General features: G+C 72.3%; 16 protein-coding genes. 8 read left to right on the top strand and 8 right to left on the bottom strand.

The features are described from left to right. Positions 1-4: 4 nt before the first annotated feature. Positions 5-1,252: a hypothetical protein gene (locus DI272_RS33795; protein WP_109498984.1), complete on the bottom strand. Its 1,248-nt coding sequence runs from the start codon at positions 1,250-1,252 to the stop codon at positions 5-7. After that, on the bottom strand, positions 1,249-2,673 hold the full coding sequence (locus DI272_RS33790; RefSeq protein WP_109498983.1) for an AMP-binding protein: 1,425 nt from the start codon (positions 2,671-2,673) through the stop codon (positions 1,249-1,251). Before DI272_RS33790 ends, DI272_RS33795 begins: the two co-directional genes overlap by 4 nt. 322 nt (positions 2,674-2,995) lie before the next feature. Between DI272_RS33790 and DI272_RS33785 the strand changes: the two genes are divergently transcribed. Next, on the top strand, positions 2,996-5,083 hold the full coding sequence (locus DI272_RS33785) for a molybdopterin oxidoreductase family protein (RefSeq protein ID WP_109498982.1): 2,088 nt from the start codon (positions 2,996-2,998) through the stop codon (positions 5,081-5,083). 26 nt (positions 5,084-5,109) lie between these two features. Here the strand turns inward: DI272_RS33785 and DI272_RS33780 are convergent, their stop codons facing one another. Next, a complete protein-coding gene (locus DI272_RS33780; RefSeq protein WP_258314766.1) occupies positions 5,110-5,544 on the bottom strand; it encodes a gamma-glutamylcyclotransferase family protein in 435 nt (144 codons plus the stop codon). A 128-nt stretch (positions 5,545-5,672) separates the two neighbouring features. Here DI272_RS33780 and DI272_RS33775 point away from each other — a divergent pair, with 128 nt between their 5' ends. Continuing rightward, positions 5,673-7,352, top strand: coding sequence for a M4 family metallopeptidase (locus tag DI272_RS33775; RefSeq protein WP_109498981.1), 1,680 nt, complete (start codon positions 5,673-5,675; stop codon positions 7,350-7,352). Between the two features lie 113 nt (positions 7,353-7,465). Here the strand turns inward: DI272_RS33775 and DI272_RS33770 are convergent, their stop codons facing one another. Next, complete coding sequence (locus tag DI272_RS33770; RefSeq protein WP_109498980.1) at positions 7,466-8,131, bottom strand: anti-sigma factor antagonist; 666 nt, start codon at positions 8,129-8,131, stop codon at positions 7,466-7,468. Between the two features lie 128 nt (positions 8,132-8,259). On the opposite strand from DI272_RS33770, the gene DI272_RS33765 reads away from it, so the two are divergent. Beyond that, positions 8,260-8,583, top strand: a complete 324-nt coding sequence (locus tag DI272_RS33765) for a helix-turn-helix domain-containing protein (RefSeq protein WP_109498979.1) — start codon at positions 8,260-8,262, stop codon at positions 8,581-8,583. Positions 8,584-8,623: 40 nt separating this feature from the next. On the opposite strand, the gene DI272_RS33760 is transcribed toward DI272_RS33765, so the two are convergent. After that, positions 8,624-9,142 carry a DUF6098 family protein gene (locus DI272_RS33760; RefSeq protein WP_219933863.1) on the bottom strand — a complete coding sequence of 173 codons (519 nt, stop codon included), beginning with the start codon at positions 9,140-9,142 and terminating at the stop codon, positions 8,624-8,626. 152 nt (positions 9,143-9,294) lie between these two features. Continuing rightward, on the bottom strand, positions 9,295-9,894 hold the full coding sequence (locus tag DI272_RS33755) for an NADPH-dependent FMN reductase (RefSeq protein WP_109498978.1): 600 nt from the start codon (positions 9,892-9,894) through the stop codon (positions 9,295-9,297). Positions 9,895-10,171: 277 nt separating this feature from the next. Here DI272_RS33755 and DI272_RS33750 point away from each other — a divergent pair, with 277 nt between their 5' ends. Then, positions 10,172-10,693, top strand: coding sequence for a hypothetical protein (locus tag DI272_RS33750; RefSeq protein ID WP_109498977.1), 522 nt, complete (start codon positions 10,172-10,174; stop codon positions 10,691-10,693). A 108-nt stretch (positions 10,694-10,801) separates the two neighbouring features. Continuing rightward, the gene (locus DI272_RS33745) at positions 10,802-11,437 is read left to right on the top strand and encodes a class F sortase (protein ID WP_109498976.1); all 636 of its coding nucleotides are present in this window, start codon (positions 10,802-10,804) and stop codon (positions 11,435-11,437) included. On the opposite strand, the gene cpt is transcribed toward DI272_RS33745, so the two are convergent. Further along, the gene (gene cpt / locus DI272_RS33740; protein WP_181387405.1) at positions 11,421-11,954 is read right to left on the bottom strand and encodes a chloramphenicol phosphotransferase CPT; all 534 of its coding nucleotides are present in this window, start codon (positions 11,952-11,954) and stop codon (positions 11,421-11,423) included. The two genes, DI272_RS33745 and cpt, sit on opposite strands and share 17 nt — an antisense overlap. A gap of 15 nt (positions 11,955-11,969) precedes the next feature. Continuing rightward, positions 11,970-12,752 carry a TSUP family transporter gene (locus DI272_RS33735; protein ID WP_109498975.1) on the bottom strand — a complete coding sequence of 261 codons (783 nt, stop codon included), beginning with the start codon at positions 12,750-12,752 and terminating at the stop codon, positions 11,970-11,972. Between the two features lie 220 nt (positions 12,753-12,972). On the opposite strand from DI272_RS33735, the gene DI272_RS33730 reads away from it, so the two are divergent. From DI272_RS33730 to nirD, 3 genes are read left to right on the top strand one after another with little or no spacing between them, the layout of a single operon-like run. Further along, positions 12,973-14,187 (top strand): NAD(P)/FAD-dependent oxidoreductase, encoded by a 1,215-nt coding sequence (locus DI272_RS33730; RefSeq protein ID WP_109498974.1) that lies wholly within the window; start codon positions 12,973-12,975, stop codon positions 14,185-14,187. Then, positions 14,187-16,805 (top strand): nitrite reductase large subunit NirB, encoded by a 2,619-nt coding sequence (nirB, locus tag DI272_RS33725; RefSeq protein ID WP_109498973.1) that lies wholly within the window; start codon positions 14,187-14,189, stop codon positions 16,803-16,805. The genes DI272_RS33730 and nirB overlap by 1 nt, the downstream gene beginning before the upstream one ends. Then, positions 16,802-17,152, top strand: coding sequence for a nitrite reductase small subunit NirD (nirD, locus tag DI272_RS33720; RefSeq protein ID WP_109498972.1), 351 nt, complete (start codon positions 16,802-16,804; stop codon positions 17,150-17,152). Before nirB ends, nirD begins: the two co-directional genes overlap by 4 nt. The last annotated feature ends 34 nt before the right edge of the window (positions 17,153-17,186 follow it).

The raw sequence follows: 17,186 nt of genomic DNA, 5'->3' as shown, positions 1-17,186 counted from the left end.
CCTTCTACGAGTCCCAGATCGCGCCGTACGCCGGAATCCCCCGGCGCTCCAGGCCGTGCACGACCTGCCAGGTGAGCTTCTTGTTGGAGATGCAGATCACCGCCTCGGCCCCGAAGTCGCGGTAGGCCTCGTAGGCGAGGCGGACCATGTCGGGCTTGCCGTGGCGGGAGGTGTCCCAGACCAGGGCGTGCGGCTGGACGGCGAGGATCTCGTCGACGAGGGCGTCGCCGTAGGTGGTGCGCGGGTCGCGGGTCGCCCAGACCAGGCGGGAGGGGACCTCGGCGGCGAGCAGATGGGGCAGGCAGGGGCCGATTCCGCTGCCGGTCGCGACGTAGACGACCTTGGTGAACAGGGTCTCGATGTTGGCGACTCCGGCCGTGGTGATGCCCTTGACCCAGACCCGTGCCGGCAGGTCGTCGATGAAGGCGCCCGTCCAGTCGCCCGCCCGGGAGATCGTCAGGCGGAAGCCCGGCTCGCCGGGGGCGGGGACGTTCGCGAAGGAGTGCCACTCCTTGAGGGGGCTGCGGCTGATCGCCGTGGAGGAGCCCGCGAACGGGGTCTCGCCGTGGTCGAAGCGGGCCAGCACGACGTGCGGGGAGGGGCGTTCGAGGCGTACGGCGACCTTGCGCAGCCGCAGCCAGGGCAGGGCCACGCTGAAGGTGACGACCGACAGGACCGTCACCTCCACCGGGCCGGGGCCGGACAGGAGGGTGTGCGTCCAGAACAGGGCCAGGGCCGCCCAGCCGCCGAAGCGGTGGATCTTCTCGAAGTGGTCGTGACGGCGGGAGCGGAAGGGGGGCAGGGCGGTGCCGACGACGAGGGCCAGCAGGGTCAGGAGCGCCCAGCCCACCACGGCCTGCCGGGTGTCGGGTGCGCTGATCACCGCCGCCAGGAACCAGGCCGTACCCGCTGCCGCCCCGCCGACGTGCAGGCCACCGAAGTGGTACACCTTCCCCAGCGTCCAGCGGACCTTCAGCGGCCAGCTCGTCGGCGCCCAAGTGGCCAGCCGGAACAAGAGGTTGATGACGTACTGCTGGCGGACGAGGACGGCCAGGGCGAGGTTCGCCAGCGCCGCGTGGCCCGCGGTGCGGGTGGTCGGCTCCCAACTCGTCCACAGGAAAAGCCCGTTGACCAGGAGGACCAGCGCCCACAGGCGGTTGTAGTGCATCAGGCGGGGGTGTTTGAACAGGCGGCGCAGGGGTGAGGTGAGCGGGGGCAGGTCCGCGGCCCGCCGCTCCAGCGAGGTCGTCATCGGGACACCGCCGGATGCTGCTCGGCCAGCCGCAGCAGCGCCGGTTTGTCGATCTTGCCGCGGTCGGTCTCCGGCAACCGCGTCAGGGGCAGGACGCGCTCGGGGACGCAGTAGTACGGCAGCGCGTCCGCCACCGCGCGCCGGGCCCGGTCGGGGTCGACGTCCGCCGGGGTGACGAAGGCGACGAGGGTGCGGGCGTCCCGCTTCAGGGTCACCGCGCGGACGCAGCCGTCGACCGACTCCAGGACCGAGGAGACGGAGTCGAGTTCGACGCGGAAGCCGCGCACCTTGACCTGGTCGTCGGTGCGGCCGAGGTGTTCGAGTTCGCCGTCGGCGGTCCAGCGGCCGAGGTCGCGGGTGCGGAACATGCGGCGGTCGCCGCCCAGGAAGGGGTCGGGGGCGTAGCGCTCGGCGTTGAGGGCGTCATTGCCCAGGTAGCCGGCCGAGACGCAGTCGCCGCCCGCCCACATCTCGCCGACCTCTCCGATGGGCAGGGGGCGGCGGTCGGCGTCGAGGACGTAGACCGTGTTGTTGGGGGTGGGGCGGCCGATGGTGAGGAGCGGGGCGGCGGGGTCGTGGCGGCTCATGGTGTTGACGATGGTCGTCTCCGTCGGGCCGCAGCAGTTGTGGAAAACCGCCCGGCGCGCCCAGCGGTCGGCGAGCGGGCGGGGGCAGGGCTCCCCCGCCACGGCGACCGTGCGGACGCGGGGACAGGCGGCCGGGTCGATGCCGGACAGGACCGTCGGGGTGGCGACGAGGACGTCGGCCGTCCGGGCCGCCGCCGCGATGTCCTTGCCGCGGATGACGAGGGTGCCGCCGTGGGCGAGGCAGCCGAGGATCTCCCAGGCGGCCATGTCGAAGGCGATGTTGAGGAGCTGGGCGACCCGGTCCCCGGGGCGGATGCCGAGGTCGCCGGGGGCGGTGAGCAGGATGTTGGCGACGTTGCGGTGGGTGACCTTCACACCGTTGGGGCGGCCGGTGGTGCCCGAGGTGAACAGGACGTAGCAGCCGTCGTCGGGGCTCACGGGGACCGTTCGGCGGGGCTGTCGCGGGAGGCGGGGGCCGGGGATGTACGGCAGTGGCTCGTCGAGGGTGATCAGGTGGTGGCCGGGCGGCAGCGGCACCCGGTGGGCGTGCTCGGCGACGGTGACGACGACGCGGGTGCGGGCGGTGCGGACGACGTGGTCGCCGGGACGTACGCCCTGGCGGATCAGCCGGGCGGCGAGGGCGTCGGCGTACCGGTCGAGTTCGCCGTACGTGATCCGGGCGCCGAGGTGTTCGGCGGCGACGGCGTGCGGGGCGGCGGCGGCCCGGCGTTCGACGGCCCTGTGCAGGAGCGGGTCCGGGACGGGGACGGCCGGGCCGGCGCCGTACGCGCGGAAAAGGTGCCGGTCTCGTGGGCTCAGATGGCGCAGAGGCATGCTGGGGGAACCTCCTGGCTGGCTTCTTCGCGTGAGGGACGGCCTGGCGCCAAGCTGGATCCGCGCTCGACTGTAACCCCAGTTTTTCAACTCTCAACTAGGCGTGACCGGCCAACTACGGAACGCGCCACATGTGGCGTCTTTCACAACACAGGCAACTTCAGCCCCGGTCTGCGGCGACTCAGGGGTGGCCGCCTGTGCGCCTGAACAGGGGCGGGGCCGACGGCCTCACGGCGGCCGGCGCCCGGCGGGGAGGTCGCCGTCCCGGCCGCGTAACAGGGCGCCGCCGCGCACGTAACACGGCGGAAGCACGCTGAAAGGCATGCAGAACTCCGCGACTCCCACCCACTGCCCCTACTGCGCCCTGCAGTGCGGGATGAATCTCACGCCCGTCCCGGACGGGGGCGTGGCGGTGACCGAGCGCGCGGACTTCCCGGTGAACCGGGGGGCGCTGTGCGGCAAGGGCCGTACGGCGCCCGCGGTGCTCTCGTCGAGCGTCCGCCTGACCTCCCCGTTGGTGCGCTCCGGGGGCACTCTGGTGCCCGCGACGTGGGACGAGGCGCTGGACCGGATCGCCGAGGGGCTGCTGCGTACGCGTGCGGAGCATGGTCCGGACGCGTGCGGGGTGTTCGGCGGGGGCGGCCTGACGAACGAGAAGGCGTACACGCTGGGCAAGTTCGCCCGGGTCGTCCTCGGCACCTCGCAGATCGACTACAACGGCCGCTTCTGCATGTCCTCGGCCGCGGCCGGCGGCATCAAGGCGTTCGGCCTGGACCGCGGGCTGCCGTTCCCGCTGGAGGACATCCCGAGGACCGGGTGCGTGATCCTCGTCGGCTCCAACCTCGCCGAGACCATGCCGCCGTCGCTGCGCTTCTTCACCGAGCTCAAGGAGAACGGCGGCACTCTGATCGTCGTCGACCCGCGCCGCACGAAGACCGCCGACCAGGCCGACCTGCATCTGATGCCGCGCCCCGGCACCGATCTCGCCCTGGCCCTTGGCCTGTTGCACCTGATCGTCGCCGAGGGGCGAGTCGACGAGGCGTACGTCACCGAGCGCACCGCCGGCTGGGAGGAGGCGCGGGCCGCGGCGATGGCGCACTGGCCGGAGTACGTGGAACGGATCACCGGCGTGCCGGTCCCCCAACTGCGGGAAGCGGTGCGGATGTTCTGCGAGCCGGAGGCCGCGATGGTACTGACCGCGCGCGGCCCCGAGCAGCAGTCCAAGGGCACGGACACCGTCGGCGCGTGGATCAACCTGTGCCTGGCCACCGGGCGCGCGGGCAAGCCGCTGTCCGGGTACGGCTGTCTCACCGGGCAGGGCAATGGACAGGGCGGGCGCGAACACGGCCAGAAGGCCGACCAGTTGCCCGGCTACCGCAAGCTCGACGACCCGGCCGCGCGCCGGCATGTCGCCGAGGTGTGGGGCGTGGACCCGGACTCGCTGCCCGGGCCGGGGCGCAGCGCCTACGAGTTGCTGGACGCGCTGGGCACGGACATCAGGTCGCTGCTGCTGATGGGCTCCAACCCGGTGGTGTCGGCGCCGCGGGCCGCGCACATCGAGGAGCGGATCAAGTCCCTCGATTTCCTGGCCGTGTGCGATGTGGTGCTGTCGGAGACCGCCGCGCTCGCCGATGTCGTCCTGCCGGTCACGCAGTGGGCCGAGGAGACGGGGACGACGACCAACCTGGAGGGCAGGGTGCTGCTGCGCCGACAGGCGATCACCCCGCCCGAAGGTGTCCGCAGCGACCTGGAGGTCCTGCGCGAACTGGCCGACCGGCTCGGGGTGGAGAAGGGCTTCCCGACCGACCCCGAGGAAGTCTTCGAGGAGCTGCGCCGGGCCAGCGCGGGCGGGGTCGCGGACTACTCCGGGATCACCTACCGCCGACTGGCCGAGGAGAACGGGGTGTTCTGGCCCTGCCCCGCACAGGACAGTGACAGTGACGCGCACCCCGGCACCCCCCGCCTCTTCCTGGACCGCTTCGCCACCGACGACGGCCGCGCTCGCTTCGCACCGGTCTCGCACCGGCCCTCGGCGGAGGAGCCGGATGACGAGTACCCGGTGCTGCTGACGACCGGCCGGGTCGTCGCCCAGTACCAGTCCGGCGCCCAGACCCGCCGGGTGGACGAGCTGAACGCCGCCGCGCCCGGTCCGTTCGTGGAGCTGCACCCTCGGCTCGCGGCCCGGCTCGGCGCCGCGGAGGGCGATCCGGTGGCGGTGGTGTCGCGGCGCGGCCGGGCGGTGGCACCGGCCCGGATCACCACCGGCATCCGCCCGGACACGGTCTTCATGCCCTTCCACTGGCCCGGCGAGGGCCGCGCGAACACCCTCACCAACCCGGCCCTCGACCCGACGTCCCGCATGCCGGAGTTCAAGACGTGCGCGGTGCGGGTGGAGGCGGTCGGGTCCTGAGCGCGCGGGGCATCACGGCCTGAGCGTCAGCGCAGGGCCAGCCAGTCGCCGGTCGCGATGCGGCTGCCGCGGCGGCGGAGCCCTGCGGCCACGGCGGGGGCGGCGACGTACACCCAGGCCCGCACCGGTGTGCCGTCGGCCTCCCGGACCACCTCCCGCTCGACCCGCTCGTAGAGGTTGCGGGGGTCGCCCGGCGCGTACTCCTCCAGGCGGTCGAGGGCCACCAGGAGGGCGGCGTAGGCCTCGGGGCGGGCGGTGACGAGGTCGCCGCGGACGGTGCCGGGCTCCTCCACCGCGTACGGGTATCCGGGGCCGTCGTAGAGCGCCGCGCCATGCAGGCGTGCCGGTTCCTCGGCCCGGGTACGGCCGTCGAGGAACCGGTTGTGGTTGGGCTCACCTGGGCGAAGGGTGCCGTAGACGAAGAACGGGAGGGAGGGCGGCAGCAGGGGGGTGAGGCTCACAGGAACGATTCTCTCTCCACACACACCGGCACAGACGCGGTATGGACATGACACGTCTGGGCGTTTTGAATCTCCTCCAACACGAGCGCCTCCCCCACGCGCCCCAAGGCGCCTTCCTGAGGAGACAGATGAGCCGAATACGCTCAGTCCGCCCTGTCCGCTCCATCAGCTCCCTCCGCTCCGGCCGGAGTTCCCGGCTCGCCGCGGCCGGGGTGGCCGCCACGACCACCGCCCTGCTGGCGGCCGCTCTCGTCCCCGCCGCCGACGCGGCCGACAGACCGACCCGGGCCACCGCGATCGACAACGCGGCCTCGGTGCTGGCGGAGCGGGCCTCCGCGCTGGGCCTGACGTCCGCGCAGGACACCAAGGTGCGGGACGTCGTCGTCGACAAGGACGGCACGCAGCACGTCCGTTACGACCGCACCTACCGCAATCTGCCCGTGCTGGGCGGCGACTTCGTCGTCCACCTGGCACCGGACGGATCGTACGAGAGCGTCGACCGGGCCACGAAGAGGGCGATTTCGCTGCCCGGCGTGACGCCCTCGCTGTCCGCCCCGAAGGCCGCCGGCCTCGCCGCGAACGCGCTGCGCGCCGCCAACCTCGGCGAGACGCTGAAGAAGCTGACCGCCAAGCCGCAACTGGTCGTCGACGCCCTGCACGGCACGCCGAAGCTGGCCTGGCGCACCGAGGCGGTGGCCCAGGACGAGCAGGGCAACCCGGTCGCGCGCGTGGTGCTGACCGACGCGGGGACCGGGGCGCAGATCGACGCCTGGGACTCCCTGGAGAGCGCCTCGGGCGACGGCAAGTCGCTGTACGGCGGGACGGTACCGCTGGAGACGACGCTGTCGGGTTCGACGTACCAGCTCAAGGACCCCACGCGCGGCAACACCTACACCGGTGACGCGGCCAACAAGACCGACCTGTGCATCTTCGGCATCTGCTTCAGCCGCGCGCCTGCGACGCTGTTCACGGACGCCGACAACCACTGGGGAACGGGCGCGACTTCGGACCGGGCGACGGCCGCGGTGGACGCCCAGTACGGCACCGACGTGACCTGGGACTACTACAAGAACGTCCACGGCCGCAACGGCATCGCCGGGGACGGCAAGGGGTCGTACAACCGCGTCCACTACGGCAACAGCTACAACAACGCCTTCTGGGACGACAGTTGCTTCTGCATGACCTACGGCGACGGTGACGGGACGCAGCTCGGCCCGCTGGTGTCGCTGGACGTGGCGGGGCACGAGATGTCCCACGGGGTGACGTCGAAGACGGCGGCGCTGACGTACTCGGGCGAGTCCGGCGGGCTCAACGAGGCGACCTCCGATATCTTCGGCACGCTGGTGGAGTTCTACGCCGCGAACTCCTCCGACGCCGGGGACTATCTGATCGGCGAGAAGATCGTCCGGTCCGGGTTCGGGCGGGACGCCCTGCGCTACATGGACAAGCCCTCCAAGGACGGCAACTCCGCCGACTGCTGGAGCTCCTCGGTCGGCAACCTCGACGTGCACTACTCGTCCGGGGTCGCGAACCACTTCGCGTATCTGCTGGCCGAGGGCAGCGGGGCGAAGACGGTCAACGGCGTCAGCTACAACTCGCCCACCTGCAACGGCAGTTCGGTGTCGGGGATCGGGCGGGACAAGGTGGGCGCCATCTGGTACCGGGCGCTGACCGTCTACATGACGTCCTCGACGAACTACGCCGGGGCCCGGACCGCGACGCTGAACGCGGCCAAGGACCTGTACGGGGCGGGCAGCACGGAGTACAACGCGGTGGCCGCGGCATGGAGCGCGGTGAACGTCGGCTGACCGGACGCTGATCGGACGCTGATCGGACACCGACCGGACCACGGCGGGTGTGACGCGGTGGCGGTGCGGTGGTGGGGGCCGGTTGCGCTCCGCCGCCGCACTGCCGCCCGGCGTCAACGGCCGGCTTCGTCCTCGGGGGGCGGGGGCGGGCTCGTGGTCGCCGGCAGGGTCGCCAGTATCGCGGTGACCTGCTGCCGGAACCCTTCCGGGAGCCTGCCGTCCTGTGCCGTGCCGATCAGTTCGTCGGCGAGCACGTGCAGCTTGGTGTTGGTGTTCTGGGAGACCCTGACCAGGACGTTCCAGGCGTCCTCGGGGCTGACCGCGAACGTCGCCATCAGGATGCCTCGCGCCTGGTCGATGGCGGGCCGCGTCTGCATGGCGCGGCGCAGCTGGACGACCTCGTTGCGCAGTTCCTGCTCGTCGTGGTTCAGGGCGGGCTCCCCCGGTGTGAACAGTGGCCAGGTGCCGGTCGCGGTCAGCAGGTGGCGCACCGCGGGTCCGGCGGATCGGATGGTGAGCGTCCCGCCGCGTTCCCGTGCGCGCCGCCGGGCGGTCAGCAGGGCGTTCAGACCCGAGCAGTCGCAGAACGCCGCGCCTTCCAGGTCCAGGTCCACGCGCCCGGCGGCGCGCCCGACGGCCGTCCGCAGGGCGCGCTCCAGGGCAGGGGCCGTACTGATGTCGAGTTCGCCGCGGACCGTGACACACACGCGGCCGTCCGGCGACGGCACGTCCGTGGTCACGTGCAGCGCAGTCTCGTCGACCACCGGTGGTGCGTGCATTTTCGTCGTCCTTGTCGAGTCCGCTCGCTCCGCTTCCAGCTTCCGCACCGCACCTTCACACGTCAAGAGATACCGGAAATTCAATTCATGCTTTTGGTTACGTGAATCAGAGATCCTATCCTGGGGGCATGGGAGAAGTGCCGGAACCACACTCCGGGTGGACGTTTCTGACCAGTCACGCCCGTGTACTGGCCGCGATCGCCGAGGACCACACGACCCGCATCCGTGACATCGCGGCGCGCTGCCGACTCACCGAGCGGGCGGTCCAGAAGATCATTTCCGATCTGGAGACCGACGGGTATCTGACCCACACGCGCGAGGGCAGATCGAACACCTACCGCATCCAGCCGGGGACCATCCTGCGCCACCCGGCGGAGTCGGGGCTGACGGTGTCGGAACTCCTGAACCTGCTGGCCAACCACGAGGCGCGGCGCGAGGCGACCGAGGGGTGAGGCCGGCGGAGGCCGGCACCCGCTCCGCCGCCGCGCCGCCTCACCGTGCGCGCCGCAGCGGCCCCCAGCGCTCCTCCTGTGCGGCGACCTCACGCTCCGCCTCTCCGATGACGCCCTCGTCGATCCAGCCGACGGGCCGCACGTCCCGGACGAGGGGTTCGTTGTCGGGACCGCGGCCCACCACGCTGCCGACGAGGACCCACGGGCGTACGCCGGGCCCCTTCTCCCGCGGCAGATGGGAGTAGTCGTACAGCCGGCGCGCCACCCACAGTTCGACCGAACGGCCCTGCCACCAGGGCTCGACGCCGAGCGGGTTGGCGGACAGGCCCGGCATCCTCACCCCCGTGAGGTCGTCGGTGCTGACCGCGGTCTCCTCCAGATCGGCCTCCGGCCCACGCGACCAGCGGACGAACAGGCGCTCGCCGCGCTCCACCAGCTCGGCCAGCTCCCGCAGACTGCTCATCACGGGCAGCCCGTCCCCGGCGCCTGCCGGCTCGTCCGCCGGCCTGTCCGTCGGCCTGCCCGTCGGCTCGTCCGTCGACTTGTCCGGGGCGGTCATCGGCAGTCTCTTCTCGGGGTACGCACGCGCGCCGGGTACCCGGGTGGGCCCGGTGCCGAACCCCCCGCAGGCAGGCTGCACGGAAGGCCGGGCGCGTCCGGGCCGGCGTCAGGCCGCGCAAGAGCCGGAGTCAGGGCGCGCAAGGGCCGGCGTCAGGCCGCGTACGGGCGCCTCACCCGGGCCTCCCGCAAGCCCCGCCCCCACCACACCAGTTGGTCCAGCATCGTCTTCGCCGCCGCGTCCGGCCCCGCGGGGTCCCGCAGGCGGCCGGCGTCGTCGAAGGACGCCCCGGCGTTGTGGAAGGAGACGGTGTCGCGCATCGTCACCGCGTGCAGTTCGGCGAAGACCTGCCTGAGGTGCTCGGCCGCCCGCAGGCCGCCGGCGAGGCCGCCGTAGGAGACGAGGGCGACCGGCTTGGCGCGCCACTCGGCGTAGTGCCAGTCGATGAGGTTCTTCAGGCCGGCCGGGAAGGAGTGGTTGTACTCCGGGGTGAGGACGACGAAGGCCTCGGCGCCCGCCAGCTTGGGCGTGACGCCGGCGAGGGCGGCGGTCGCCTCGGGGGTCGGGGCCAGGCTCGTGGGCAGGTGGACGTCGGCCACGTCGACGACCTCGGGGATCAGGTCCTCCCGTTCGCGCATGCGGTCGAGGAGCCAGTCGGCGACGACGGGGCCGAAGCGGCCGTGCCGGTTGCTGCCGACGACGAGGGTGACCTGGAGCGGTGCGTCCGTGCGGGACGTGTCTGTGATGGACATGCGGAACAGCCTGATACCTCAAGTTTGGTCGAGGTCAAGCCGTGGCCGCGAGGAGCGGGTCACCCGGTCGCACGCGCGCCCCGCGCTCTTCGGGTTCTCTTCCGCGACCCGCCCGCCGCACGCCGGTGACCTGCTGAAACTCCGGACCGTCAGGCCCCTTTCACACCGCCCTGACACCCATTCACCGTATTTCTGACACACCTTCAGGAAGCGCGCGCGGCCCGCTGCCCCTTACCTCGGAAGGGCAGGGGACACCGAATCGCTCGAAGGAGCACCGATGCGCCGTACCGCCCGTCTGCTCACCGGCACCGCGCTCGCCGCCGCGGCCGCTGGGCTGGCAACCGCGCCGGTGTACGCCGCCGGCGCCGGGACCCTGGAGGTGTACCCCTCCTCGGTGGCCCCGGGCGGTCAGGTCACGGTGAACACGGCCGCGTGCGGCGACGGCGGTACGGCGGACGGCGACGCAAGTGCCGTCGGCGCCGGACGGTTCACGCTCGCGCCGAGCACGCACGAGCAGGACGCCATCGGGCAGTTCAAGGTGCCGGAGAGCGCGCAGCCGGGGACGTACGAGATCGTCGCGACCTGCGCGGAGGGCGGGAAGCGGGTGGCGGGCGACCTCGTGGTGACGATGACGTCGACGCGGCAGCAGGTGTATCCCCGCGGAAGTGTGAAGACGGGGGTCGGTGGCGCGCTGGGCCCCGACCCCGTGCAGACCGCGGCCGGCGTGGCGGCTCTCGCCGTCGCCGCCGCGGGCGGTACCTGGCTCCTGCATCGCCGGGCGAGAGGCGACGGGATCTGACGGACACCCTCCGCTGTCCGTCCGCCGGTACCGCATGTCCCTCCCCCTCCGGGTCCGACGCCCCTCGCGGCCCGGAGGGGGGCGGGTCCACCGCACAGGAGGCTCGTTGTGCGCAGCTTCAGCAGGGCCGGCCGGGCCGGCAACGCCGTCATAGCGGCCGTCACCCTCGTCGCCCTGTGCACGGGCGCCTGGCTGCTGCGCAGTGGCGCCGAGACGCACGCGCCGCCGCAGCCGGCCCCGGCGGAGGCCGGTTCCGCTCACACCGACCCGCGCTCGGCGCCCGCCCTGCCGCCGTCCCCGCCCGACCGCATCCGCATCCCCTCGATCCGGGTGAACGCCCCCCTCATGGGCCTCGGGCTCACCCCGACCGGCAGCCTCGACGTCCCGCCGGCCGCGAAGAAGAACCTCGCCGGCTGGTACGAGGCCGGTACGACCCCCGGTGAGACCGGCACCGCGATCATCGCCGGGCACGTCGACAACGCCGACGGCCCCGCCGTCTTCTACGGCCTCGGTGCCCTGAAGAAGGGCAGCCGGATCGAGACGGAGCGCCGCGACGGCACCACGGCCGTCTTCTCCGTCGACTCCGTCGAGGTCTACGACGCCGAGCACTTCCCCGACGAGAAGGTGTACGGAGCCGCCCGACGCCCCGAGCTACGGGTGATCACCTGCGGCGGCGGCTACTCACGCGCGACCGGCTACCAGGGGAACGTCGTCGTCTTCGCCCACCTCACGGGGAGCCGCTGAGCACGGCTTCGGCGATGGTGCGGGCGCACTCCAGTGACTCGGCGTGCGCGGTGTCGACCTCGACGTCGTAGACCACGCCCCGGTGGACCTGCTCCGCCTGCTGCTCCGCCATCCCCCGCACCCGGTCGCCGCGGGCGATCTCGCGGGCCGCGGCCACCGGTGCCTCGCAGCGGACGCCGACCCAGAGGACGTCGAGGCCCGCGAGGACACCGCGCCACCTCTCCTGGGTCGCCGCGCCGCCGAGGAACACGTCGTCGATGATCAACCGGGCGCCGGAGTGCGCCATCTCGGCGATCCCCCGGGCCCAGGCCGCCTCCATCGCCATGAACGCGGGGCCGACCTCCACCCCGCCGTCGGCGGCGAACTCGATGCCGACCCCCCGGCCCGGCATCGCCTCGATCAGCGAGTCGACCCCGAAGGTCAGCCACGGGTCCGGCAGCACCGCCTGAAGGCACCGCGCGATCCCGGACTTGCCGGAGCTGGAGCCACCGTTGAGCACGATCACCTGGGTCGCCATGCCGTCACCGTAACGTCAGGCCACCCACTGCTCCCACGCCATTTTCGCCACCAGCGCGCACACCACCGTCAGCAGCACGACCCGCACGAACCCGCTGCCCTTCTTCAGTGCCGTGTGGGCGCCCAGCGTGCCGCCCGCCAGGTTGAACACGGCCAGCAGCACCGCCAACTGCCAGAGCACCGCGCCCTGCCAGGCGAACATGGCCAACGCGCCGGCGTTCGTGCAGCAGTTGACGATCTTGGCGGTGGCGGACGCGGTGACCAGGTCCAGATGGAGGACCGCGGTGAGGGCAAGGACCAGGAACGTGCCGGTGCCGGGGCCGATCAAGCCGTCGTAGAAGCCGATGCCGAGGCCCGCGAGGCCGATCGCGGCGAGCATCTGGCGGCGGGTGGCCGGGCCGGTCGCGGGCGCGGTGCCGAACGCGGGGCGGAGGATGACGAAGGTCCCCACGCCGATCAGCACCACCATGATCACCGGCTTCAGCACCTCCGTGCTCATCCCGGCCGCGAAGAACGCGCCCGCCGAGGAGCCCGCGAGGGCGGCCAGACCGATGCGGACGGCGAGGCGGACGTCGACGGGCGCCTTGCGGGCGTACGTCACGGCCGCCCCCGAGGTGCCCACGATGGCGACCGCCTTGTTGGTGCCGAGGGCGTGCGCGGCCGGGGTGCCGGGCGGCAGGCCGAGGAGGAGGGCCGGGAGGAGGAGCAGGCCCCCGCCGCCCACCACCGCGTCGATCCAGCCCGCCGCCAGGGCCGCGAGGCACAGGACGACGACGGTGGTCAGGGGTATGTCGGGCATGAGCGCGACCCTATGGATGGGATACGTGCAGCGTCCAATCACCTGGGGCGCGCAGGGGCCGCGCCCGGCCCGCTGTGGCCCGGGCCACGCTCCTCACAGCGCACCCCCGGCGTCCGCCCCGAACCCTCACACCCGCCCCCCGCTCCCGAAGAGGGCAGCGTTCCTCATGGGAAACAGATGCGATGCGGTCGGGTAACACCGGCACCGCACGCTCCTAGGCATGACCTCGAATACGCGTGTGGTGGTGATCGGCGCCGGCCTCGCGGGCGTCCGTCTCGCCCGGCGGCTCGGCGAGCTCGGCACGCCCGTGACGCTGATCGGCGAGGAGGAGCACCGCCCGTACAACCGGGTGCTCCTCGCCGAAGTGCTGGCCGGGCGCTACAGCCCCGACGTGATAGCGCTGCCCGCGCCGGCGGAGCTCACCCGCGCCCGGGTCACCGGCATCGACCGCGAGGCCCGGACCGTCGAGTGCGCGGACGGCACGAAGATCGCATACGACACGCTGGTCCTCGCGACCGGCTCCAACCCGGTGCTGCCGCCGCTGCGCGGCCTGTTCAACCCCGACCACATGCTGCCGGAGGGCGTCCACGCCTTCCGCACCATGGACGACTGCCTGGGCCTGTCCAAGCAGGTGCGGGCGGGCGTGAAGGCCGTCGTGATCGGCGGCGGGCTGCTCGGCGTCTCCGCCGCCCGGGCGCTGGCCCAGCGCGGCGCCCAGGTCGTCCTCGCCCAGCAGGGCGAGCGGCTCATGGAGCGCCAGCTCGACCCGAGCGCCTCGAAGCTCGTCCAGCGGCACCTGAAGGACCTCGGCGTGGAGATCCACACCGAGTGCCGGGTGCGGGACGTCCGTGTCGTCGGCGGTGCCGTCCGCTCGGTCGAGATGGCCGACGGCTACGCGCTCGACGCCGACCTGGTGGTCCTCGCCTGCGGGGTCCACCCGCGGGCGGGCCTCGCGCAGAGCGCGGGCCTGGAGGTCCGCAAGGGCATCGTCGTCGACGACGAGCTGCGCACCTCCGACCCGCACATCCACGCCATCGGCGACTGCGTCCAGCACGACGGTGTCCTGTACGGGCTGGCCACTCCGGCCCTCGAACAGGCGGACGTGCTGGCCGAGTTGCTGGCCGGCCGGGCGAACGCCCGTTACACCGGCACCCGTTCGCTGACCCGGCTGACGCTGACCGGGCCGGACTCCCCCTTCGATCTCGCCGCGTTCGGCGAGACCGAGCCGCGGCCCGGGGACGACGTCGTCCAGCTCACGGACGCCACCCGCGGCACCTACCGCAAGGTCGTCGTCCGCGACGACCGCCTGGTCGGCGGGGTTCTCGTCGGCGAACTCGGCACCGTCGGCGCGCTCGCCCGCGCCTGGGAGGGAGCAGAGCCGCTCCCCGACGACGGACCGCTGCTCCACCTGCTCACCAACGATGGAGGCTCCTGATGACCGCCAGCCCGGAGGCCACGGAGGCCACCACCCCCACGATCGTGCTCGTCGGCCACGGCATGGTCGGCCAGCGCTTCCTGGAGGCACTCGCCGAGCGCGGCCTGACCGCCACACACCGCGTGGTCGTGCTGTGCGAGGAGCCGCGTCCGGCCTACGACCGCGTCGCCCTCACCTCGTACTTCTCGGGCAAGACGCCCGAGGACCTGTCCATGACGGACATGGAGTTCATCCAGACGCACGGCATCGAGCTGTACGTCGGCGACCCGGCCGAGACGGTCGACCGCGAGGCGAAGAAGGTCACCGCGAAGTCCGGCCAGGTCTTCGACTACGACATCCTCGTCCTCGCCACCGGCTCCTTCCCGTTCGTCCCGCCGGTCCCGAACAAGGACGCCACCGGCTGCTTCGTGTACCGCACGATCGAGGACCTGCTCGCGATCGAGGAGTACGCCAAGAACTCGACGACGGGCGCCGTGGTCGGCGGCGGTCTGCTCGGACTTGAGGCCGCCGGCGCGCTCAAGGGCCTCGGACTCACCTCCCACATCGTGGAGTTCGCGCCGCGGCTGATGCCGGTGCAGGTCGACGAGGGCGGTGGCGCGGCCCTGCTGCGGACCATCGAGGAGATGGGCCTGAGCGTCCACACCGGCGTCGGCACCCAGGAGATCGTCGTCGACGAGACGGGTGCCGTCACCGGCATGAAGCTCTCCGACGGCTCCGAACTCGCCACCGACCTGGTCGTGTTCAGCGCCGGTGTCCGCCCCCGCGACCAGCTGGCCCGCGACTGCGGCCTCACGGTCGGCGAGCGCGGCGGCATCAGCGTCGACGAGCAGTGCCGCACGGTGAACGACCCGAGCGTCTTCGCCATCGGCGAGTGCGCGCTGGCCGCCGACGGCCGGGTGTACGGCCTGGTGGCGCCGGGTTACGAGCAGGCCGAGACGGCCGCCGCGACCATCGCCGCCGACGAGGCCGCCTTCACCGGCGCCGACCTCTCCACCAAGCTGAAACTGCTCGGTGTGGACGTGGCCTCCTTCGGCGACGCGCACGGCGCGACCGAGGACTGCCTGGACGTCGTCTACTCCGATTCCCGCGCGGGCCTGTACAAGAAGCTGGTCATCGCCCGCGACGGCACGCTGCTCGGCGGCATCCTGGTGGGTGACGCGGAGGCCTACGGCACGCTCAAGGCGTTCACCGGGTCGGTCCCGCCGGTCTCGCCGGAGTCGCTGGTGCTGCCCGCCGGTGCCGGGGAGTCCGTCCAGCTCGGCCCGAGCGCGCTGCCGGACGACGCGATCATCTGCTCCTGCAACAACGTCCGCAAGGGCACGATCCGCGCGGCCGTCACCGAGCACCGGTGCACCACCGTGCCCGAGGTCAAGAAGTGCACCAAGGCCGGTACGACGTGCGGCAGTTGCGTCAAGGTCCTCGGCCAGCTGGTCAACGCCGAACTGGAGGCGTCCGGCGTCGAGGTCGACAAGGGCCTGTGCGGCTGCTTCGGGCAGACCCGCGAGGAGCTGTACGAGATCGTCCTCGCCCTGCGCATCAACACCTACCAGGACCTCCTGGACCGGTACGGCCGCGACGAGGCCCGGGGCGGCGACGGCTGCGAGATCTGCAAGCCCGCGGTCGCCTCGATCATCGCCTCCCTCGCCCCGACGATCGGCGCCGATGTCTACGTCCTCGACGGCGAGCAGGCCGCGCTCCAGGACAGCAACGACCACTTCCTGGCCAACCTCCAGAAGAACGGCTCCTATTCGGTCGTCCCGCGCATCCCCGGCGGTGAGATCACGCCCGAGGGCCTGATCGTCATCGGCGAGATCGCCCGTGACTTCGGCCTCTACACGAAGATCACCGGCGGTCAGCGGATCGACATGTTCGGCGCCCGCGTCGAGCAGCTCCCGCTGATCTGGACCCGGTTGGTGGACGCCGGCTTCGAGTCCGGCCACGCGTACGGAAAGTCCCTGCGGACCGTCAAGTCCTGCGTGGGCCAGACCTGGTGCCGCTACGGCGTCCAGGACTCGGTCCGGATGGCGATCGACCTGGAGCTGCGCTACCGGGGCCTCAGGTCGCCACACAAGCTGAAGTCGGCGGTGTCGGGCTGCGCCCGCGAGTGCGCGGAGGCCCAGTCGAAGGACTTCGGCATCATCGCCACCTCCGGCGGCTGGAACCTGTATGTGGGCGGCAACGGCGGCGCCACCCCGCGCCACGCGGACCTGCTGGCCCAGGACCTGAGCGACACCGAACTGATCAAGCTGATCGACCGGTTCCTGATGTTCTACATCCGCACCGCCGACCGCCTGGAGCGCACCTCGACCTGGCTGGAGCGGATTCCGGGCGGCCTGGACCACGTCCGGGACGTGGTCGTGGAGGACTCCCTCGGCATCTGCGAGGAGCTGGAGAGCCTGATGGCCAACCACGTCTCGCACTACCGCGACGAGTGGGCCGACACCATCAACGACCCCGAGAAGCTCGCCCGGTTCGTGTCCTTCGTGAACGCCCCCGACACCCCCGACCCGGTCGTCGGCTTCGTCCCCGAGCGCGACCAGATCAAGCCCGACCTGCCGCTGCTGTCCATCGGCATGCGCCCTGCTGAAGACGTCCTGGAAGGAACCGCCCAGCGATGACCCTGGCACCCGAGACCACCGACCTCAAGATCCAGATCCAGCTCGACGACAGCTGGTTCACGGTCTGCGACCTGAACGTGCTGCTGCCGGGCCGCGGGGTGGCCGCCCTGCTGCCCGACGGCCGGCAGGTCGCCCTGTTCCGCGACCGCGCGGGCAAGCTGTACGCCGTCGACAACCGTGACCCGTTCGGCGGCGCGGCGGTCCTCTCCCGCGGCCTGACCGGCTCCCTCCAGGGGCGGCCCTTCGTGGCCTCGCCCCTGCTGAAGCAGCGCTTCGACCTGGAGACCGGGGAGTGCCTGGACGACGAGACGGTACGGATCGCGACGTACGAGGTCCGTGCGGCCTGAGGCGCGTGCCGCATGAGGCGCGTGCCGCATGAGG

This window comes from Streptomyces sp. Act143, assembly GCF_003143935.1.
GTDB lineage: Bacteria > Actinomycetota > Actinomycetes > Streptomycetales > Streptomycetaceae > Streptomyces.
The sequence above is the reverse complement of the archived record's forward strand: the minus strand, read 5'-3'. Positions and strand labels throughout refer to the sequence as shown.